Origin of the sequence: Variovorax sp. YR216 (genome assembly GCF_900107745.1) — a bacterium.
Taxonomy (GTDB): domain Bacteria; phylum Pseudomonadota; class Gammaproteobacteria; order Burkholderiales; family Burkholderiaceae_C; genus Variovorax.
Genome location: NZ_FNRO01000034.1, coordinates 1 through 19,740, shown reverse-complemented (window position 1 = coordinate 19,740; position 19,740 = coordinate 1). Strand labels below are relative to the sequence as shown.

Sequence of the window (19,740 nt, the reverse complement as noted above, 5' to 3'; positions counted from 1 at the left end):
ATGTCGATGCCGCGCGTGACTTCGCCCTGCGCATCGGTGAAGACCTTGCCGTGCTCGGCGGTGATCAGGTGCGCGAGCTCGTCGCGGTGCTTGTTCAGCAGTTCGAGGAACTTGAACATCACGCGCGCCCGGCGGATCGGCGGCGTGTCGGCCCAGGCGGGAAACGCGGCCCGGGCAGCGGCGACGGCCGCATCGACGTCAGCGCGGTCGGCCAGTGCGACGGCGCCGGTTGCCGCGCCGGTCGCAGGATTGAATACATCCTGGCTGCGAGGGGAATTCGGGGCGGCGACGCGGCCTCCGATGAAGTGATGGATCGGTGTCTTACTCATCTGCATGGCGTTCTCCTGCCGACAACAGGGCCGGCTGATGGCGGAATGGATCGGTTTCGGTCGCCGATTGTGGCAAACGCCTGAGCGATACGCGACCGACCGGCGCGTCGTGCGCGTTCGCCCCGAGGGTTTGCCCGGACGCACCCGGTTACGATGCTGCGTTCGTCTGCGACACCCTATCCGTCTGCATGTCTGCCAACCCTTCGTCCATCACCGCGCAGGAAACCGAGAGCGATCAGCCTCGCGTGCAAGAGCGCCAGCAGGAGGGCGGCAACTGGGCCATCGCGACCGGCCGCTGGACGGCGCTCTCGATGTCGTCGCGGCGAGCCTGGGAAGCGCTGTCCGGGAACCTGGCCGGCGTGCCGCCGAGCGACGATCGCGCATGGGACCTGCGTCCCATCGAGCAGCTCGATCACATCGGTGCGCAGCTCCTGTGGAACCACTGGCGACATGCCTGGCCCGCCCGCATCGAAATGGATTCGCAGCACAAGGCGGTGCTCGACCAGGTGGCGCTCTACACCTGCGTGGCGCCCGCCGAAGCCGGTCCGACGCTCACGGACCGGTTCAAGGCCTTCGCGCACAACGGGCCGCGCATGATGTTCGTCGCGCGCGATTTCCTGGGGCTCATCGGCCAGCTCACGCTGGACATCGGGAGGCTCTTGCGCGCACCGCACCGCGCGCCGTGGCGCGACTTCTCGGGGCAGATCTATCACTTCGGCACCACCGCATTGCCGATCACGGCGCTCGTCGGGCTGCTGATCGGCGTGGTGCTGGCCTACCTGACATCGCAGCAGTTGCGGCAGTACGGCGCGGAAACCTTCATCGTCAACATCCTGGGGCTGTCGCTGATTCGCGAGCTCGGCCCGGTGCTTGCGGCGGTGCTGATCGCGGGGCGGTCCGGCTCGGCGATCACCGCGCAGATCGGCGTGATGCGCGTGACCGAGGAGCTCGACGCGATGCGCGTCATGGGCATCTCGCACGGCTTCCGGCTCGTGATGCCGCGCGTGCTGGCGCTGGCGATCTCGATGCCGCTGATCAGCATGTGGACCTCGATGGCGGCACTCTTCGGCGGGATGATCGCGGCCGATCTGGCGCTCGACATCTCGCCGGCGTACTTCATGTCGGCGCTGCCGCGCGCGGTGCCGATGGCGAACCTCTGGCTCGCGATGTCGAAGTCGGCGGTGTTCGGCGTGCTGATTGCGCTCATCGCCTGCTATTTCGGCCTCAAGGTGAAGCCCAATACCGAAAGCCTCGGGCGCGGCACCACGTCGTCGGTGGTGACCTCGATCACGGTCGTGATCCTTGTCGACGCGCTCTTCGCGGTGCTGTTCAAGGGCGTGGGATTCCGCTAGGCATGACACTCACCCCCAGCGCGAATGGCGCACCTCTCGTCGAGATCCGCAAGCTCTGGACGGTCTTCAAGACGCCGGACGGCGACCAGGTCGTGCATCGCGATCTCGACCTCACGATCCGGCGCGGCGAAGTGCTGTCGCTCGTCGGCGGATCGGGCACCGGCAAGACGGTGCTGCTGCGCCAGATCCTCGGGCTGGAGCATGCGTCGAAGGGCACGGTCACGGTGCTCGGCCGGCCGCCGGGCCAGTTCAGCGCGAAGGGCGCGGCCAATGTCGGCATGCTGTTCCAGCACGGTGCGCTGTTCTCGGCCTTCAACGTGCTCGACAACATCGCCTTTCCGCTGCGCGAACTGAAGGTGCTGCCGGACGAACTCATCCGCGATGCTGCGCTGGTCAAGCTGCAGATGGTGGGGCTGGACCCCAAGCACGCGACCAAGAGCCCTGCCGATCTCTCCGGCGGGATGATCAAGCGCGTGGCGCTCGCGCGCGCGCTCATCATGGACCCGCCGCTGTTGCTGCTCGACGAGCCCACCGCTGGCCTCGACCCCGAGGGCGCCGACGGTTTCTGCGACCTGCTGCGCGGGCTGCATCGCGAACTCGGGCTCACGGTGGTGATGGTCACGCACGACCTCGACACGCTGTTCGACCTGAGCACGCGCATCGCGGTGCTGGCCGACCACAAGGTGATCGTCGCGGGCACGGCGCGCGACGTGATCGCCTACCCGCATCCCTTCATCCACGAATACTTTCTCGGCGGCCGCGGGAAGCGCGCCATGGAGGCGCTCCATGACGGCTCCGTCCCCGCGGCCCTGGCCGGACCGGCTGGCGATGCGCCAGCCCCCCACAACGAAAGGTAGCTGCCATGGAAAACAAAGCCCATGCTATGGCCGCCGGTGTCTTCGTCCTCGGCCTGGTCGCCGTGCTCGTCGCACTGGTCGTCTGGCTCACGCGCGACGATACGGTGCGCAACATCTATGAGCTGTCCACACGCGACCCGGTGAGCGGCCTCCAGCCGCAGGCGATGGTGCGCTATCGCGGCATCGCTGTCGGCAAGGTCGCGTCGATCGACTTCGATCCCAAGGTCAAGGGCAACGTGCGCGTGCGCATCACGGTCGACGAGCGCGTGCCGCTCACCACCTCGACCTTCGCGACGCTGAGCTACCAGGGCGTGACCGGGCTGGCTTTCATCGCGCTCGACGACAAGGGTGAATCGCAGGTGGCGCTCACGCCCGACAACCAGAACCCGCCGCGCATTCCGCTCAAGCCTTCGCTGCTCTCGCAGCTTCAGGATCGCGGCGAGGCGATCATCGGCCGGGTCGAGGAGGCGACGAAGCGCATCAATACGCTGCTGAGCGAGGACAACCAGAAGCGCATCGCCGACTCGCTGGAAAACATCGCCCAGGCCGCGGCCAGCGCCAACAAGCTCACCAAGTCGCTGGACGACTCGGTCAAGAATGGGCTGAACCCCACGCTCAAGGCGCTGCCGCCGCTGGTGGAGCGCACGAAAGACACCATGGTGTCGGTCAAGGGCGCGGCCGGCGACGTGTCGCGCGTGGCGAAGAACCTCAACACCACCGTGGTGCGGCTCAACGCGCAGGACGGCCCGATCGATCGGCTCGGAGACGGAACCAAGTCGCTGTCACAAGCGGTGGAGTCGTTCAACAATGCCACGTTGCCGCGCTTGAACCGCGTTGCCGACGACACCTCGCGCGCGGTGCGTCGCCTCGGGCGCGCGGCGGACAGCATCAACGACAACCCGCAATCGCTGCTGTTCGGCAGCGGCGGCGTGGTCGCGGGGCCGGGCGAGCCGGGCTTTGAGTCGCCCGCCGCATCCCCGGCGCGTCCTTGAGATCATGATCATGAAGATGCATCCACCGTTGAAGAACGCCGCCGTCCTCGGCGCTTTGCTCGCGACGCTCCTGATGGCGGGCTGCGGCGCGCTGCCCGACAAGCCCACGCGCGCAACGCTCTATGACTTCGGGCCGGGGCCGGCCACTGCGCCCGCTCGTACCGGCACGCCCGCGTTCCAGCCGCTGGCGCTGGCCGATATCGATGCGAATGCACGGCTCGACGGCACGCAGATGCTCTACCGCCTGGGCTACGCCGACGCGAACGAGGTCAGACCCTACGGCCAGTCGCGCTGGAGCCAGGCGCCGGCCCAGTTGTTCCGGCAGCGCCTGCGCGAGGCGCTCGCCGCCACGCGCCCGGTGTTGGGGCCGGAGGAGAGCGCCACCATCGCCCGCACCGAGGGCCGGGTGCCCGACACGCTGCGCGTCACGCTGGAGGAGTTCAGCCACTTCTTCGAATCGCCCTCGAGCAGCGTGGGCCTGGTCCGCGTGAACGTGACCTTGATCCGCACCGCACCGGGCGGCGATCGCGTGCTCGCACAGCGAAGCTTCACGGCGCAGCGGCCGGCGCCGAGCAACGATGCGCCGGGTGGCGTGAAGGCGCTTGCGGCCGCGAGCGACGCGGTGGTCGCCGACATCGTGGCCTGGGTGAGCCAGCCGCGCTGAGGGCCGCGATACCGGCGACTGCCGCATGCGACGCATCGGTCTCATCTCGGACACGCACGGGCTGCTCCGGCCGGAAGCGTCGGCGTTCCTGCGCGGGTGCGACCACATCGTTCATGGCGGCGACATTTGCGAGCAGCGCATCCTCGACGAACTCGCCATGATTGCGCCGTTGACCGTCGTTCGCGGCAACAACGACACGGGTGCATGGGCAGAGGACATTCCAGAAACGGTGTTGTTCGAGATCGAGGGCGTGCGCTTCTACGCGATCCACAACCTCGCGGAATTGCCCATCGATCCGGTCGCCGCCGGCGTGCGCGTGGTGGTCTCGGGGCATTCGCACCGGCCGGTGGCGCAGGGGCGCGACGGCGTGCTCTACATCAATCCAGGGAGTGCCGGGCCGAGGCGCTTCAAGCTGCCGATCTCCGCCGGCGAATTGCTGCTCGATGGCGGCGCGATCACGCCGCGCATCGTCGAACTCGCAGCGCGCTAGCGTCGGGGACTACGATGCGCGGCGCAGTACCGGGAACAGCGTGCCGAGCCCGGCCGCCATCACCTCCACCGCGAGCGCTGCGAGGATCAGGCCCATCAGGCGCGTCATCACGTTGATGCCGGTCTTGCCGAGTACGCGCGAGATCGGCTCGGCGAGCGAGAAGGTCACGCCGGTGGCCAGTCCGATCACCACGCCATAGCCGACCAGCACTGCCAGCTCCCAGTAGTGCTGCGCCCGCTCCGCGAAGATGACCACCGTCGACATCGTGGCCGGTCCGGTCAGAAGCGGGATGGTCAGGGGCACCACCGCGATCGAGGCACCGAGCGACGCCTTCACCTCAGTCGCGCGGATTTCCTCGGTGGTGGTCTTGGATTCGGCCGGTTGCGCATTGAGCATGCTCAGCGAACTCATCAGCAGGAGCATGCCGCCGCCGACCTGGAAGCTCGCGATCGAGATGCCGAAGAACGACAGCAGCTGCAGCCCGAGGAGGGCGCTCACCGCGATGACGACGAACGCGCTGAACGCCGACACCCAGGCCGTGCGCTTGCGCTGCAGATCGGTACAGCCCTGGGTGTAGTGGATGAAGAACGGGACGATCGCCACCGGATTCACGATGGCAAGCAGCGTGATCAGCGGCTTGATCAGGTCCATCGTCGGCGTGGCCATCTAGCGTCCGCCCGTCACGTCGAGCGAGGTGCCCGTCACGTAGCTTGCCTCGTCCGACAGCAGCCAGACGATGGCCTGCGCCACTTCCTCGGCGCTGCCGGTGCGTTTCATCGGCACCGTCGGCGCGAGCTGGAAGGCGCGGTCGGGCATGCCGCCCGAAGCGTGGATCTCGGTGTCGATCAGGCCCGGCCGAACCGCGTTGACACGGATGCCTTCGCCCGCGACTTCCTTCGCCAGCCCGATGGTGAAGCTCTCGATGGCGCCCTTGCTCGCCGCGTAGTCGACGTATTGCCCCGGCGAGCCGAGCCGCGCGGCGGCGCTGGAGAGATTGACGATCACGCCGCCTTCACCGCCGTGCTTCGTGCTCATGCGCCGCACGGCCTCGCGCGCGCAGACGAAGCTGCCGATCACGTTGATGCGCAGCATGCGTTCGAGCCGCAGGGCGCTCATCTCGTCGACGCGCGCCTGCACGTCGACGATGCCCGCGTTGTTCACCAGCGCGGTGAGGCGGCCGAGCTTGGCGTCGACCTTGTCGAACATCGCGAGCACCTGCGCTTCGTCGCCCACGTCGGCCTGCACGGTGATCGCGGTGCCGCCGTCAGCGCGGATCGCGCGCACCACTTCATCGGCGGCGAGCGAATTGCTCGTGTAGTTGACCGCGACCGCGTAGCCGCGCTTTGCCGCCAGCAAAGCGGTGGCCGCGCCGATGCCGCGACTTCCGCCCGTGACCAAGAGCACCTTGTCCAAACCCCACCTCCTGCACAGAAGCCGTGCCTCAGTTAAAAACCCTGGGTCGGATTACATCATCGAGGAGCCTCCCGTGAGCCGCACCATCGACTACTACTTCACGCCCCAGAGTCCCTGGACCTATCTTGGGCACGCGCGTTTCGCACGCCTTGCAAAGTCCCACGGGGCTGCCGTGCGCGTGCGGCCGATCGATTTCGGCGCGGTGTTTCCGGTGTCCGGCGGGCTTCCGCTGGGCAAGCGTGCGCCGCAGCGGCAGGCCTACCGGCTGGTCGATCTGGCGCGCTTTTCCCGGCATCTCGACATCCCGCTGAATCCGAAGCCCAAGTTCTTTCCGGTCGCGAGCGATGACGCGGCCAAGCTCATCATCGCGGTCGATCTGCACGACGGCACCGACATCGCGATGACATTGTGCGGTGCGATCTTCGCGGCGGTGTGGGTGCAGGAACGTAACATCGCGGACCCCAAGGTCCTGGAAGCGCTCGTCGCCGAATGCGGGCTGTCGGCGCGGCGCGTCGAACAGTCGCTCAGCCAGACCGTGCAGGAACGCTACGAGGACTACACGCAGGAAGCCATCGACGCGAAGGTGTTCGGTGCGCCGAGCTATGTGATCGACGGCGAGATCTTCTGGGGGCAGGACCGGCTCGAATTCGTCGAGCGCGCACTCAAGCAATAACCATCAACAAAGGAGTTATGACCATGGGTCAATTCATCGATCTCACCGCCAAGGACGGCTTCACCTTTCCCGCTTACGTGGCGGAGCCGGCGGGCAAGCCCAAGGGGGCCGTGGTCGTCGTGCAGGAGATCTTCGGCGTGAACTCGCACATCCGTTCGGTGGCGGACGGCTACGCGGCAGACGGTTATCTCGCGATTGCGCCGGCGACGTTCCACCGCGTGAAGCAGGGCGTCGAACTGGGCTACGCCGAGGACGACATGAAGGCCGGCATCGCGCTCAAGATGGCCGTCGAAGGCTTGCCGGCGCCGGGCGTGTTGCAGGACTTGCAGGCGGCAGTCGACTATGCGTCGAAGGCCGGCAAGGTAGGCATCGTCGGTTACTGCTGGGGCGGCCTGCTGACGTGGCGCGCAGCCGCGGAAGTCTCGGGGCTGTCGGCTGCGGCGCCTTACTACGGCGGTGGTTCGACGACACCCGAGGAAATCGCCCGCAAGCCCAAGGTGCCGGTGCTTGCGCACTTCGGCAAGGAAGACCACTGGATTCCGCTCGACACCGTCGAAGCGCTCAAGAAGGCGCATCCCGAGGTCGAAGTCCACATCTATGACTGCGGCCACGGGTTCAACTGCGACCAGCGCGGCGCGTACAACGCCGCAGCGGCCAAGCTCGCGAAGGAACGCACGCTGGCGTTCTTCGCCAAGCACCTCGCCTGACGGCTCAGGCCGGCGCCGCCGACGCGGCGCGGGCGCCGCCGGCGCTGCGCTTCGCGGGCCGGGCTGCCGCCTCCTTGTTCACCTTGGCCTCGAGGAAGTCGAGCATCGCGCGAAGGGCTGCGCTGTTGTGGCGGCGCTGCGTGTAGGCGGCGTATAGCCACAGGTCGGTGGGCATGTATTCCTTGAGCACCGGTACGAGCGCGCCGCGCTCGATATCCGGCTGGGCCATGATCGTCGGCACGCACACTGCGCCGAGCCCGGCCAGGGCCACGCCGATGAGCGGCGCCGCGTCGTTCGCGTCCATGCGGCTGTGCACCGGGACGCTGTAGGGCTTGCCGTTGACTTCGAAGGGCAGGCTGGGCGTGTTGCCCGCCAGTGAATAGGTCAACACGTCGTGCCGGCGCATGTCGTCCGGCTTTTTGGGAAGCCCGCGCTTGGCCCAGTAGCCCGGCGTTGCGCAAAGCGCGAGATCCATCTGCTGCAGGCGTCGCACGATGAGGTTTTCGTCGCGAATGCGGCCCAGGCGCAGCGCGATGTCCACGCCCTCTTCGACAAGATCGATCACGCGGTTGCTCAGGTGCAGGCTCACGTGCACTTCCGGGTAGGTCGACATGAAATCACCGATCAGCCCCGGGAGCTTTCCCTGGCTCAGCCCGTGCGGCGCGGTGATCCGCAGGCGTCCGCGCGGATTTCCGGCGTGCTCCTGCAACTCGCTCTGCGTGAGCTCGACCATTTCCATCAACGGGGTGCTGCGCTCGAGCAGCAGGTGCCCGGCGTCGGTCAGGCTCACGGAGCGCGTCGAGCGGTTCAGCAGGCGCACGCCGAAGCGTTCCTCGAGCTGCGCCACGTACTTGCTGACGTTGGCCTTCGACATCCCGAGCGCGATCGCGGCGCGCGAGAAGCTGCCCCGCGCGGCGACTTCACGAAAGGCTTTCAGCAAGTCAAGACCATCCATTGGAATTCCATTGTTTCTTTTTGATGAACACCGTTGTTCTGTTTTATAGGGTTTCTACCTAGAAAACTGGCGCAAACTCGCCGGCACAGAACAGCCAAGGCTGGTCTGGTTCAGGCCGGCACCGCATCTTCCGTGAGTGACCGGTCGATTTAACGAAAAAGCAATCCTAGGAAGGACACCAGAATGAAGACCTCGAAGCTCATCGCCGCCGCAGCCCTCTCGATTCTCGCCGCCGCCGGCGCCCAGGCCGAAACGTACGAAGGCGTGCACGCCCCCGTGTCGGCCAACAGCCGGGCCGAAGTCCAGGCGCAAGGCGTGGTCGCTGCCCGCAGCGAAAATCCCTACGGCGATGCCGCCTCGTCGCGTGTCGAACCCGCGTTGACCGCATCGGCCGACCGTTCGACGGTTCGCTCCACCGCTGTCGCGGCCGCGCACTCGGCCAACCAGAACCTGAAGCGCGAGGCTTTCGTCAACAGCCAGGTCCCGTCGCAGTTCAAGCTCGAGCGCACGCAGCAAGCCGGCCTGTAATTTCCGGCCGATCCGGAACCAGGAGGCGGGCCGCGCGCAAGCGTGGTCTGCCTTTGTCTTCTGTTCGCTTCCGCGATTGTTTCGATCGCGGAAACGCCGTGTCTCGTTTCTCGGTGTTTTCCCTGAGGCGTTCCACCGGACACTCAGCCGCACAGGCCAGCGACAGCGAGCCTGGGTTGAAAACGATCTCCGACGAACCAAAGGAACTGAAAATGAAGACCTCGCACATCCTCGCCGCTGCCGCTCTCTCGATCCTCGCCGCCGCTGGCGCACAAGCTGAATCCTATGACGGCGTTCATGCCGGCGCAGCTGTCAAGAGCCGCGATGAAGTGAACACGGAAGCCGTTCGCGCCGCCGCTGCGCCTGATCAGAACATCCCGCGCGGTTCGCGTGGCGCCGAGCAGTTCAAGTCGGTCAACGACCCGGCCGCCGTGCGCGCTCAAGCCGTCGCAACGGCCAACGCGCCTGACCAGAACGTGGTCGGCGGCTCGAAGTACAACAGCCGCGTGATCTCGACGATGAACAAGTCGGTCGAGCCGCGCGTCCAGGCCCAGAAGGAAGGCGCTGCCGCAGCCAAGTAATCCGGCTCCGCCTGCCAAGGCCGGACGGTGCGAAAGCGCCGTCCGGCTTTTTGTTTGGGCGCTCCTTCCTCCTAGCGCGTGCGTGCGAGGTAGCGCTTGCGCCAGAAGATCACCACGAGCGCCACCGCGATCGCGCCCATGGATCCCATGGCGATCCAGAAGCCGTCGGCCTTGTGGATGAGAGGGATGAATTCGAAGTTCATCCCGAAGATGCCCGCGATCAGGTTCAGCGGCAGGAACACCGCGGTCAGCGCGGTGAGCACGCGCATGATGTCGTTGGCCCGGTGGCTCTGTACGCTGAAGTGCATCTGCACCGCGGTTTCGGCGTTCTGTTCGAGACGCCGCACGTGATGGACCACGCGCTCGATGTGCTCGAGAACGTCCCGGCTGCGGATCATGACGAGTTCGTGCTCCCGCTGCGCCGTCGCGCCGGTCGGGCCCGGCAGGGTTTCGAGCGCGTCGATCCAGTCCTGGATGCAGGCGCGCTGGTCTTCGCAGATTTCGTCGAGATGATGGAGCGACTGACGGGCATCCATCAACGCGCCCCAGTTGGTGAAGCGGCTCTTCGGGTCGATCAGTTCGGACTGCCAGTGATCGAGCTGACGGGTCAGTTCGCGCCGCAGGTCGAGGTAGGCATCGACGATGTGGTTGACCACGCGCAGCATCAGGTCGGCCGGGCTCGCGGGAATGCGCGCCGAAACCGCCCGCACATCCAGTGCGGGCGCGGCGACGCCGCCGCGTTCACCGGGCGCAGCGGCGGCCAGGAGCTTGGAAGCGAACGCATCGCGGACCGCGCCGTCTTTCGGATGGACCGACAGGAGTACCCGATCGAACAGCGCAAAGCCGACGGGGCGCGTGTCGACCCGCCGCAGCACGGTCGGCCCCGCCTTTGGCGCGGCGGGTTCGTCCGTGCCGGGCGGATGGCCGTTGGAGGCTGCCAGCCGGCGAAACACCAGCAGGTCGTATTGCGACGTGTAGTCGTAGCGCGAAGGAAGCTGGTCGTTCTGCAGGTCGCTCACATGCAGGTCGACCAGATGCGTGTTGCAGAGCGACTGGAGCACGTCCTGCACCTGAGCAAGCGAGGTGCGGAACTCGTCCCGCGTCAGCGACAGCCAGAGGTAGCCGTGCTCGCAGGCGCCCGGCGCCGCCATGGGTGCGAGCGCGTCGTGCTCGGTGACCTGCGTGCCATTGATCTTGAAGATACGCATCTTGTCGTTGGTCGATGACGCCGGTGCCGAGCCCGAGGCGCCGGCGAATGCACCCGCTCAGCGCTGCTTCAGCAGCCGTGCCGCATCGCGCGCGAAATAGGTGAGCACGCCGTCGGCGCCGGCGCGTTTGAACGCGAGCAGGCTTTCGAGGATGACCGCGTCGCGGTCGAGCCAGCCGTTCTGAGCTGCGGCCATGAGCATCGCGTACTCCCCACTGACCTGGTAGGCAAAGGTCGGGACGCGGAACTCGTCCTTGACGCGGCGGACGATGTCCAGATACGGCATGCCCGGCTTGACCATCACCATGTCGGCGCCTTCAGCGATGTCGATCGCGACTTCGCGCAGGGCTTCGTTGCTGTTGCCCGGATCCATCTGGTAGACCTTCTTGTTGCTCTTGCCGAGGTTGGCGGCCGAGCCGACGGCGTCGCGGAAGGGGCCGTAGAAGGCGCTGGCGTACTTGGCGCTGTAGGCCATGATTCGCGTATGGATGTCGCCGCGCGCCTCGAGCGCCTGGCGGATCGCGCCGATGCGGCCGTCCATCATGTCGCTGGGCGCCACGATGTCGACGCCGGCCCGGGATTGGGTGAGCGCCTGCTTCACCAGGACTTCCACGGTCGGGTCGTTGAGGATGTAGCCGGTCTCGTCGAGCAGGCCGTCCTGCCCATGGCTGGTGTAGGGGTCCAGCGCGACGTCGGTCATCACGCCGAGGTCCGGGAAACGGGACTTGAGCGCCGCGACCACCCGCGGAATCAGGCCGTCGGGATTGCAGGCCTCGTCTCCGGCGGGCGTCTTGAGGCTGGGGTCGATCACCGGAAACAGCGCCATCACCGGGATGCCGAGTTCGACGCATTCCTCTGCGACCGGCAGAAGCGCGTCCAGGCTCAAGCGCTCCACGCCCGGCATTGACGGGACCGGGTCCCGGCGCTTTTCGCCCTCCTGCACGAAGACCGGATAAATCAGGTCATTAGATGTAAGTGTGTATTCACGTACGAGGTCGCGCGTGAAGGCGTCACGGCGAAGCCGACGCGGCCGTCCGGCAGGAAAGGGGGCATGGAGGGTCATGCTGAAAATTGTGCCCCAAGAGACGTTTGCCGATTTTCGGGGGCGGGCGATCGACGCAGATATCTCGGAAAAAAACCATTAGACGGGGCCTCTCGAACCGCAATCTGTAGATCGAAAGCACAAAAAAAGTCACCGTTAGCTTGATAGGTTGTTTTGCCTTTGTTAAATTCTGTCTTGGGCGGCTTGCCGCTCCCCGCTTTTCCTCCCTGAGCGGGTGCCTTGATGTGTGACAGCAAAAGGGCTTCCCGCCCGGCGTTTTGACGCCGGGCTTTTTTTTGCCCGCTCGAGTGGTCGAGCTCCGTCCCCGGAACCGGCCACTAAACTGCCCGCCATGCTCTGGGTCAAGTCGCTGCACATCGTGTTCATCGCCAGCTGGTTTGCTGGTTTGTTCTATCTGCCGCGGATCTTCGTGAACCTGGCCATGGTGGCGCCCGAGTCGGTCGCGGAGCGTGCGCGGCTCCTGCTGATGGCGCGCAAGTTGTTCCGGTTCACCACGTTCCTGGCTGTGCCTGCGGTGGCTTTCGGTCTCTGGTTGTGGCTCGGATACGGCATCGGCAGAGGTCCGGGCAATGGCTGGATGCACGCAAAGCTCGCGCTGGTGCTCGTCGTGATCGGCTATCACCATGGCTGCGGCGTGCTTCTGCGCCGCCTGGCTTCGGGAGAAGACAGGCACAGCCACCGCTGGTATCGATGGTTCAATGAACTCCCGGTGCTCCTGTTGCTCGGAATCGTGGTGTTGGTCGTCGTCAAACCTTTCTGAGCGCTGTGGCAACGCAGCACAAGTCCATCGCCTTGCCGCTGGCCTTGGCGTACGCGGTTCTCATCGTCTATGCGAGCCTCTATCCCTTCGCGGACTGGCGCGACCAGGGGATCGCGCCCTGGGCCTATCTCGCGGCGCCGTGGCCGCGGTGGTGGACCGGCTTTGATTTCGGGGTCAATGTCATTGGCTACATGCCGCTCGGCTTCCTGGGCGCCGTGGCGCTCCTGCGCTCGAGGCCGGAGGCGTCCGCGATGGGTGCGGCGCTGCGCGCCACGGTGGCGGGCGGGGCGATTTCCTTCGCGATGGAGACCCTGCAAAGCTACCTGCCGTCGCGCGTCCCCTCGAACGTCGACCTGGGACTGAACACCCTCGGCACCTTCGCTGGTGCGTTGCTGGCGGCTGCCTTCGAGCGCTTCGGCCTGGTGGCGCACTGGCAGCGCGCGCGGACCAACTGGTTCGTGGAAGACGCGCGGGGAGGGCTGGTGCTGCTCGCGCTCTGGCCGCCGGCCCTGCTGTTTCCCGCCGCGGTCACCTTCGGGCTCGGCCAGGTGTTCGAGCGGGTGGAAGGCGCGATCTCGGAATGGCTCCTGGACACGCCTTTCATCGATTGGCTGCCAGTCCGTCAATTCGAACTCGAGCCGCTGGTGCCGGGCGCGGAGTTGCTCTGCGTGATGCTCGGCGCGCTGGTTCCCTGTCTGCTGGGCTTTCTCATCACGCGCTCGGTCGTCCGGCGAGCGATCCTGCTGCCGGCCACGCTGACGGCCGGCGTCGCGGCCAGCGCGTTGTCGGCCGCGCTGAGTTACGGACCGGAGCACGCCTGGGCGTGGCTGGGTCTTCCGGTGCAGATCGGCATCGCTGCGGCGCTGTTTGTGGGGATCCTGCTGGTTCCGGCGTCCAGGCGGCTGTGTGCAGCGCTGCTGCTGATCGCCTTGATCGTCCACCTGAGCCTGCTGAACCAGGCGCCTGAAAGCGCCTATTTCGCTCAGACGCTCGCGACCTGGGAGCAGGGGCGTTTCATCCGATTCCACGGCGTGGCGCAATGGCTGGGGTGGATCTGGCCATTCGCGACGCTCGGCTATGTGCTGATGGTGCTTTCCGGTCGGCCGCGAAACGGCGACCCGCACGACCCTGCTGGAACATCCGGCGGGGAGGGCTCCCTAAAATGACCCGATGTCCAGTTCCAACGCACCGGCGCCGCAGGGTTACTACGGCCGACACATCTTTTTTTGTCTGAACGAGCGCAAGGGCGATGAAGATTCCTGCTCGAAGCACAACGCGCAGGAAGGGTTCGATCGCTGCAAGTCGCGCGTCAAGGCCGAAGGTCTTGCGGGTCCCGGCAAGGTTCGCGTCAACAAGGCCGGCTGCCTGGATCGCTGCGCCGGCGGCCCGGTGGCGGTCGTCTATCCGGAAGCGGTCTGGTACACCTTCGTCGACACCAGCGACATCGACGAGATCGTCGACTCCCATCTGAAGAACGGCAAGGTGGTGGAGCGTCTGCTGCTGCCGCCCAACGTCGGGCGCTGAGGCATCGATCCGCCATGAATTCCCGTACTGAAAAACTTGAGCTCAAGGGGGCTGCCGGCGCCATCGAAGCGCTTCGGGACCCGGCAGCGGACGGCACGCCGGCGCTGGGCGTTGCAGTCATCACCCATCCGCACCCGCTGTTCGGCGGCACCATGGACAACAAGGTGGTCCAGACCCTGGCGCGTGCGTTCGTGGCCTGCGGATGGACTGCGGTGCGCTTCAACTTCCGCGGCGTCGGTGCCAGCGAAGGCGTGCACGACGAAGGGCGCGGCGAGTACGAAGACCTGCTTTCAGTGGTCGATCAGGTCGCGCACGACGGGCCGCTGGCCATCGCCGGCTTTTCGTTCGGCGCCTTCGTTGCCAGCCGCGCCATCGAGAAGTTGCACGCGTCCCGCGATATCCGCCACATCGTTCTGGTCGGCACTGCGGCCGCGCGCTTCTCGGTCGCGGCCGTGCCCGCCGACTGGCATGAGCGCACGCTCGTCGTGCATGGCGAGCAGGACGACACGGTTCCATTGGCGGCCGTCATGGGCTGGGCGCGTCCGCAGACACTTCCTGTGACAGTCGTCCCCGGGGGCGGTCATTTCTTTCACGGACAATTGCCGCTTCTGAAGAACCTCGTCGTCCGCCATTTGCGCGCGGGTTAGCGCTCGTCTCGGCTCCCCCCCCATGAATCGTTGGATCAAAGCGCTGCGTGCGTTCGCGCTGGCCGCTGTCGCTTCCTTTGGCATCGTCGCCGCTGCGCAGGTGCCGGCGCCGCCGGAAATCGCGGCACGAAGCTATCTGCTTGTCGATGTGACGGCCAACCAGGTGCTGGCGCAAAAGGACATCGACAGCCCGGTGGAACCGGCCTCGCTGACCAAGCTGATGACCGCCTACCTGGTCTTCGATGCACTGAAGTCCCAGAAGATCACGCTCCAGCAGACCCTGCCTGTGAGTACGCGCGCCTGGAAGATGCCGGGCGCGCGGATGTTCATCGATCCGAAGATGAAGGTTCCGGTCGAGGATCTGCTCAAGGGGCTGATCGTCCAGTCGGGCAATGACGCCACGATCGCGCTGGCCGAGGGCGTCGGCGGCACGGTCGAGCACTTTGTCGAACTGATGAACGAGCAGGCCAAGGCGCTCGGGCTGAACAGCACCACCTACAAGAACCCGGAAGGCCTGGCGACGCCCGGCCATACGACGACTGCGCGCGATCTCAGCACCCTCGCCACGCGGCTGATGCGCGACTTCCCGCAGTACATGTATTTCTATGCGATCAAGAAGTACCGCTTGCCGGGCACGCCGTCGACCAACGACACCAACCGCAACGTGCTTCTGTTCCGCGATCCCACTGTCGACGGATTGAAGACGGGCCATACCGACGCTGCCGGCTATTGCATGGTCGTGACCGCCAAGCGCGACTTCCCGAACCTCAGCAGTGGCCGACGCCTGCTGTCGATCGTTCTGGGTGCTGCCAACGAGAACGCACGCGCCAATGAATCGCAGAAGTTGCTGAACTGGGGCTATACCGCCTTCGACGCGGTCCGCCTGTTCGACGCCAACCAGCCCGTCGCGACGCCGCCGGTGTGGAAGGGCAAGGAAGGCACCATCAAGCTGGGTCGGCCGGAGCCGATCGTCGTGGCCGTTCCTGCAGGCGCCGCGAGCAAGATCAAGACAGAGGTGGCGAGGCCCGATCCGCTGGTGGCGCCTTTCACCAGGCTCCAGCCGGTCGGCTCGCTCAAGGTCACCCTTGCCGATCAGCCGGTCGCCGAAGTGCCGCTGCTCGCGCTCGAGCCCGTGGAGCAGGCTGGCGTGCTCGGGCGGGCCTGGGACGCCATTCGCCTTTGGATTAAGTAGCGTTGCTCGCCCCCAGGCTTGCTCACTTCGTGTAGCCGCCCACTCCCTACCGGGGGCGCATTCAGCGGCCCGGCAAAGCCGGTTCCGCGACTGCCCGCGAACGGGCGAGCGCTGAGCGCCGCCCAGACAGGCCATGACGCCGGTCACCGGCCGGCGAAGCCCGGCCTGTTGGTGAAACACCGCGGATCCGGCTTTGCCAGTCCGCTGGTGTTGCCCCCTGCAAGGGGGTGCAGAGCCACACGCAGTGGGCGAGGCTGGGGGTGTGCTAAGTGCACGAGGCTGGGGGTGTGCTATGATCTTTGGCTTTTCGGAAATTCCGAAGGGTTTCACGTTTTCGTTCATCTCCTGGTCCCCTTGCCTGTCACGTCATGGCGAGGACTCTGGCTGGGGTGTTTTGGGACTTATTCATTCATGCCAACCATCAATCAACTGGTGCGTCAGGGTCGCGAGGTCGAGAAGACCAAGTCGAAGAGCCCTGCCATGCAGAACTCGCCGCAGCGTCGCGGTGTCTGCACCCGGGTCTACACCACGACCCCCAAGAAGCCGAACTCGGCGCTGCGTAAGGTTGCCAAGGTGCGCCTGACCAACGGCTTCGAAGTCATTTCCTACATCGGCGGCGAAGGCCACAACCTCCAGGAGCACAGCGTCGTGCTGGTTCGTGGCGGTCGTGTCAAGGATCTGCCGGGTGTTCGCTATCACATCGTCCGCGGTTCGCTGGATCTGCAGGGCGTCAAGGATCGCAAGCAGTCTCGCTCCAAGTACGGCGCGAAGCGTCCCAAGAAGGCCTGATCGGTCGAGTTTCAACGGTGTTCGGTCGCCTGGCTGGCGCATCGGACGGAGTGACCCGCCATTGGGTCGAGTAAGTGAGGGCTCTTGTCGGCTCTCGCGGTGCCCGCAAACGGCGCCAACTGAAGCAAAGAGGTTAAGAAAATGCCACGTCGTCGCGAAGTCCCCAAACGTGAAATCCTGCCGGATCCGAAATACGGCAATGTCGAGCTGTCGAAGTTCATGAACGTGATCATGGAAGGCGGCAAGAAGGCGGTTGCAGAGCGCATCATCTATGGCGCCCTCGACCAGATCGAAAAGAAGAACCCGGGCAAGGACCCGCTGGAAGCCTTCACGATCGCCATCAACAACGTCAAGCCGATGGTCGAAGTGAAGTCGCGCCGCGTCGGCGGTGCGAACTACCAGGTGCCGGTCGAAGTCCGCCCGGTTCGTCGCCTGGCGCTGTCGATGCGCTGGATCAAGGAAGCCGCCCGCAAGCGCGGCGAGAAGTCGATGGCCCTTCGCCTGGCCAACGAAATCATGGAAGCCACGGAAGGTCGTGGCGGTGCCATGAAGAAGCGTGACGAAGTGCACCGCATGGCCGAGGCCAACAAGGCCTTCAGTCACTTCCGCTTCTAAGAATCGTCACATAAGTCAGACAGGCTGGAAGCCCGACCCGCTGAATTGGTGGGCGGGCTTTCATCCGTTAACGGAGTAATTTCATGTCACGCAAGACCCCCATCGAGCGCTACCGCAACATCGGTATTTCGGCGCACATCGACGCCGGCAAGACCACCACGACCGAGCGCATCCTTTTCTACACCGGCGTCACCCACAAGCTGGGCGAAGTGCACGATGGTGCGGCGACCACCGACTGGATGGAGCAGGAGCAAGAGCGTGGCATCACGATCACGTCCGCGGCCGTGACCTGCTTCTGGAAGGGCATGGACCGCTCCTTCCCCGAGCACCGCATCAACATCATCGACACCCCCGGGCACGTGGACTTCACCATCGAGGTGGAGCGTTCCATGCGCGTGCTCGACGGCGCGGTGATGGTGTATGACTCGGTCGGCGGTGTTCAGCCCCAGTCCGAAACCGTCTGGCGCCAGGCCAACAAGTACAAGGTTCCGCGCCTCGCGTTCGTGAACAAGATGGACCGGATCGGTGCCAACTTCTTCCGCGTGCGCCAGATGATGGTCGACCGCCTGCGTGCGAACCCCGTTCCGATCGTGATCCCGATCGGTGCCGAGGACAAGTTCCAGGGCGTCGTGGACCTGCGCAAGATGAAGGCCATCTTCTGGGATGAAGCCTCGCAAGGCATGAAGTTCGAGTTCCGCGAGATTCCCGCCGAGCTGCTGGAGTCGGCCAAGGAGTGGCGCGAGAAGATGGTCGAGAGTGCGGCCGAGGCTTCCGAAGAACTCATGAACAAGTACCTCGAAGAGGGTGACCTCAGCGAGGAGGACATCACGCTGGGCCTGCGCACTCGCACCATCGCCGGCGAGATCCAGCCGATGCTTTGCGGCAGCGCCTTCAAGAACAAGGGCGTGCAGCGCATGCTCGACGCCGTGATCGAACTGATGCCGTCGCCGCTGGACATTCCGCCCGTCGGCGGTACGGACGAGGACGAAAAGGAAGTCAACCGCAAGCCGGACGATGGCGAGAAGTTCTCGGCCCTGGCGTTCAAGCTGATGACCGACCCCTATGTCGGCCAGTTGACCTTCGTGCGCGTCTATTCGGGCGTTCTGGCCAAGGGCGACACCGTCTACAACCCGGTGAAGGGCAAGAAGGAGCGCATCGGCCGGATCGTGCAGATGCATGCCAACGAGCGCCTCGAGATCGAAGAAATTCGCGCTGGCGACATCGCCGCTTGCGTGGGCCTGAAGGACGTGACCACGGGTGAGACCCTGTGCGATCCGGACTCCGTCATCACCCTCGAGCGCATGGAGTTCCCCGAGCCCGTGATCTCGCAGGCCGTGGAGCCGAAGACCAAGGCCGACCAGGAAAAGATGGGCATCGCCCTTCAGCGCCTGGCGTCGGAAGATCCGTCGTTCCGCGTGCGTACCGATGAAGAATCCGGCCAGACCATCATTTCGGGCATGGGCGAACTGCACCTCGAAATCATCGTGGACCGCATGAAGCGCGAGTTCGGCGTGGAAGCCAACGTCGGCAAGCCGCAAGTGGCCTACCGCGAAACCATCCGCAAGACGGTCGAAGAAGCCGAAGGCAAGTTCGTGCGGCAGTCGGGCGGCAAGGGCCAGTACGGTCACGTCGTGCTCAAGCTCGAGCCGAACGAAGCCGGCAAGGGCTTCGAGTTCGTCGACGCGATCAAGGGTGGTGTGGTGCCGCGCGAGTACATCCCTGCGGTCGAGAAGGGCGTCATCGAGGCGTTGGGTCAGGGCGTGCTCGCCAACTACCCGGTCGTCGACGTCAAGGTCACGCTGCACTTCGGTTCGTACCATGACGTGGACTCGAACGAAATGGCGTTCAAGATGGCCGCGATCTTCGGCTTCAAGGAAGGCGCCCGCAAGGCCAACCCGGTGATTCTCGAGCCGATGATGGCCGTGGAAGTCGAGACGCCCGAAGACTACGCCGGCAACGTGATGGGCGATCTGTCCTCGCGTCGTGGCATGGTCCAGGGCATGGACGACATGATCGGCGGCGGCAAGGTCATCAGGGCCGAGGTTCCGTTGTCGGAAATGTTCGGCTACTCGACCACGCTGCGTTCGGCCACCCAGGGGCGCGCCACGTACACGATGGAGTTCAAGCACTACGCCGAAGCTCCTCGCAACGTCGCCGAAGCGATCGTTGCAGCGCGCGCGAAGTAATTCGTCGGCAAGCCTTTCGAATCTGTCTGCGACCGTGTGCCCCTCGTTGTCCGTGGCGAGGGACCCAGCAACACGGTGCAGACGTTAAACCCCACACGGACTCTGCTCTTTCAAGGATTGAAAAATGGCAAAAGGAAAATTCACCCGCACGAAGCCGCACGTGAACGTGGGCACGATTGGTCACGTTGACCACGGCAAGACGACTCTGACGGCGGC

General features: G+C 65.5%; 24 protein-coding genes. 18 read left to right on the top strand and 6 right to left on the bottom strand.

Annotation, left to right across the window (positions count from 1 at the left end; all coding sequences use genetic code 11):
- Positions 1–329, bottom strand: a 329-nt coding sequence (locus tag BLW05_RS35055) for an aldehyde dehydrogenase family protein (protein ID WP_143045030.1), incomplete at its 3' end; no start/stop codon positions are given.
- Between the two features lie 188 nt (positions 330–517).
- Here BLW05_RS35055 and BLW05_RS35050 point away from each other — a divergent pair.
- From BLW05_RS35050 to BLW05_RS35030, 5 genes are read left to right on the top strand one after another with little or no spacing between them, the layout of a single operon-like run.
- Positions 518–1,681, top strand: coding sequence for an MlaE family ABC transporter permease (locus BLW05_RS35050; RefSeq protein ID WP_093169530.1), 1,164 nt, complete (start codon positions 518–520; stop codon positions 1,679–1,681).
- 2 nt (positions 1,682–1,683) lie between these two features.
- On the top strand, positions 1,684–2,538 hold the full coding sequence (locus BLW05_RS35045; RefSeq protein WP_093169529.1) for an ABC transporter ATP-binding protein: 855 nt from the start codon (positions 1,684–1,686) through the stop codon (positions 2,536–2,538).
- A 5-nt stretch (positions 2,539–2,543) separates the two neighbouring features.
- The gene (locus tag BLW05_RS35040) at positions 2,544–3,530 is read left to right on the top strand and encodes an MlaD family protein (RefSeq protein WP_093169527.1); all 987 of its coding nucleotides are present in this window, start codon (positions 2,544–2,546) and stop codon (positions 3,528–3,530) included.
- A gap of 10 nt (positions 3,531–3,540) precedes the next feature.
- Entirely contained in the window at positions 3,541–4,194 is a 654-nt protein-coding gene (locus BLW05_RS35035) for an ABC-type transport auxiliary lipoprotein family protein (RefSeq protein WP_256330649.1), read from the top strand.
- A gap of 25 nt (positions 4,195–4,219) precedes the next feature.
- Positions 4,220–4,684, top strand: coding sequence for a metallophosphoesterase family protein (locus tag BLW05_RS35030; RefSeq protein ID WP_093169523.1), 465 nt, complete (start codon positions 4,220–4,222; stop codon positions 4,682–4,684).
- 9 nt (positions 4,685–4,693) lie between these two features.
- Here BLW05_RS35030 and BLW05_RS35025 read toward each other — a convergent pair whose 3' ends face one another.
- Both BLW05_RS35025 and BLW05_RS35020 read right to left on the bottom strand, forming a co-directional pair.
- A complete protein-coding gene (locus BLW05_RS35025; RefSeq protein ID WP_177142963.1) occupies positions 4,694–5,335 on the bottom strand; it encodes a MarC family protein in 642 nt (213 codons plus the stop codon).
- A gap of 15 nt (positions 5,336–5,350) precedes the next feature.
- The gene (locus tag BLW05_RS35020; protein ID WP_093169518.1) at positions 5,351–6,097 is read right to left on the bottom strand and encodes an SDR family oxidoreductase; all 747 of its coding nucleotides are present in this window, start codon (positions 6,095–6,097) and stop codon (positions 5,351–5,353) included.
- Positions 6,098–6,170: 73 nt separating this feature from the next.
- Between BLW05_RS35020 and BLW05_RS35015 the strand changes: the two genes are divergently transcribed.
- Together BLW05_RS35015 and BLW05_RS35010 are read left to right on the top strand one after the other, a co-directional pair.
- Positions 6,171–6,770 (top strand): 2-hydroxychromene-2-carboxylate isomerase, encoded by a 600-nt coding sequence (locus BLW05_RS35015; RefSeq protein WP_093169516.1) that lies wholly within the window; start codon positions 6,171–6,173, stop codon positions 6,768–6,770.
- Positions 6,771–6,793: 23 nt separating this feature from the next.
- Complete coding sequence (locus BLW05_RS35010; protein WP_093169514.1) at positions 6,794–7,477, top strand: dienelactone hydrolase family protein; 684 nt, start codon at positions 6,794–6,796, stop codon at positions 7,475–7,477.
- A gap of 4 nt (positions 7,478–7,481) precedes the next feature.
- On the opposite strand, the gene BLW05_RS35005 is transcribed toward BLW05_RS35010, so the two are convergent.
- Positions 7,482–8,432: a LysR family transcriptional regulator gene (locus tag BLW05_RS35005; RefSeq protein ID WP_093169512.1), complete on the bottom strand. Its 951-nt coding sequence runs from the start codon at positions 8,430–8,432 to the stop codon at positions 7,482–7,484.
- Positions 8,433–8,615: 183 nt separating this feature from the next.
- Here BLW05_RS35005 and BLW05_RS35000 point away from each other — a divergent pair, with 183 nt between their 5' ends.
- Both BLW05_RS35000 and BLW05_RS34995 read left to right on the top strand, forming a co-directional pair.
- Positions 8,616–8,960 carry an alpha/beta hydrolase gene (locus BLW05_RS35000; protein ID WP_093169510.1) on the top strand — a complete coding sequence of 115 codons (345 nt, stop codon included), beginning with the start codon at positions 8,616–8,618 and terminating at the stop codon, positions 8,958–8,960.
- Positions 8,961–9,172: 212 nt separating this feature from the next.
- Complete coding sequence (locus tag BLW05_RS34995; RefSeq protein ID WP_093169508.1) at positions 9,173–9,541, top strand: DUF4148 domain-containing protein; 369 nt, start codon at positions 9,173–9,175, stop codon at positions 9,539–9,541.
- A gap of 71 nt (positions 9,542–9,612) precedes the next feature.
- Here the strand turns inward: BLW05_RS34995 and BLW05_RS34990 are convergent, their stop codons facing one another.
- Complete coding sequence (locus BLW05_RS34990; protein WP_093169506.1) at positions 9,613–10,749, bottom strand: magnesium transporter CorA family protein; 1,137 nt, start codon at positions 10,747–10,749, stop codon at positions 9,613–9,615.
- A 57-nt stretch (positions 10,750–10,806) separates the two neighbouring features.
- Positions 10,807–11,811: a porphobilinogen synthase gene (gene hemB / locus BLW05_RS34985; protein ID WP_093169504.1), complete on the bottom strand. Its 1,005-nt coding sequence runs from the start codon at positions 11,809–11,811 to the stop codon at positions 10,807–10,809.
- A 331-nt stretch (positions 11,812–12,142) separates the two neighbouring features.
- Between hemB and BLW05_RS34980 the strand changes: the two genes are divergently transcribed.
- From BLW05_RS34980 to BLW05_RS34940, 9 genes are all read left to right on the top strand, one after another.
- Positions 12,143–12,571, top strand: a complete 429-nt coding sequence (locus tag BLW05_RS34980) for a CopD family protein (RefSeq protein ID WP_093169502.1) — start codon at positions 12,143–12,145, stop codon at positions 12,569–12,571.
- 5 nt (positions 12,572–12,576) lie between these two features.
- Positions 12,577–13,737 (top strand): VanZ family protein, encoded by a 1,161-nt coding sequence (locus tag BLW05_RS34975; RefSeq protein ID WP_093169500.1) that lies wholly within the window; start codon positions 12,577–12,579, stop codon positions 13,735–13,737.
- A 4-nt stretch (positions 13,738–13,741) separates the two neighbouring features.
- Entirely contained in the window at positions 13,742–14,095 is a 354-nt protein-coding gene (locus tag BLW05_RS34970; RefSeq protein WP_093169498.1) for a (2Fe-2S) ferredoxin domain-containing protein, read from the top strand.
- A 14-nt stretch (positions 14,096–14,109) separates the two neighbouring features.
- Positions 14,110–14,742 carry an alpha/beta hydrolase gene (locus BLW05_RS34965; RefSeq protein ID WP_093169496.1) on the top strand — a complete coding sequence of 211 codons (633 nt, stop codon included), beginning with the start codon at positions 14,110–14,112 and terminating at the stop codon, positions 14,740–14,742.
- Between the two features lie 22 nt (positions 14,743–14,764).
- Positions 14,765–15,934: a D-alanyl-D-alanine carboxypeptidase family protein gene (locus tag BLW05_RS34960; protein ID WP_093169494.1), complete on the top strand. Its 1,170-nt coding sequence runs from the start codon at positions 14,765–14,767 to the stop codon at positions 15,932–15,934.
- Between the two features lie 411 nt (positions 15,935–16,345).
- Positions 16,346–16,723 carry a 30S ribosomal protein S12 gene (gene rpsL, locus BLW05_RS34955; protein ID WP_017759704.1) on the top strand — a complete coding sequence of 126 codons (378 nt, stop codon included), beginning with the start codon at positions 16,346–16,348 and terminating at the stop codon, positions 16,721–16,723.
- Between the two features lie 141 nt (positions 16,724–16,864).
- The gene (gene rpsG, locus BLW05_RS34950; RefSeq protein WP_093169492.1) at positions 16,865–17,338 is read left to right on the top strand and encodes a 30S ribosomal protein S7; all 474 of its coding nucleotides are present in this window, start codon (positions 16,865–16,867) and stop codon (positions 17,336–17,338) included.
- 83 nt (positions 17,339–17,421) lie between these two features.
- Positions 17,422–19,524, top strand: a complete 2,103-nt coding sequence (gene fusA, locus BLW05_RS34945; RefSeq protein WP_093169490.1) for an elongation factor G — start codon at positions 17,422–17,424, stop codon at positions 19,522–19,524.
- A 124-nt stretch (positions 19,525–19,648) separates the two neighbouring features.
- A partial coding sequence (locus BLW05_RS34940; protein ID WP_082519739.1) for a GTP-binding protein occupies positions 19,649–19,740 on the top strand: 92 nt, incomplete at its 3' end.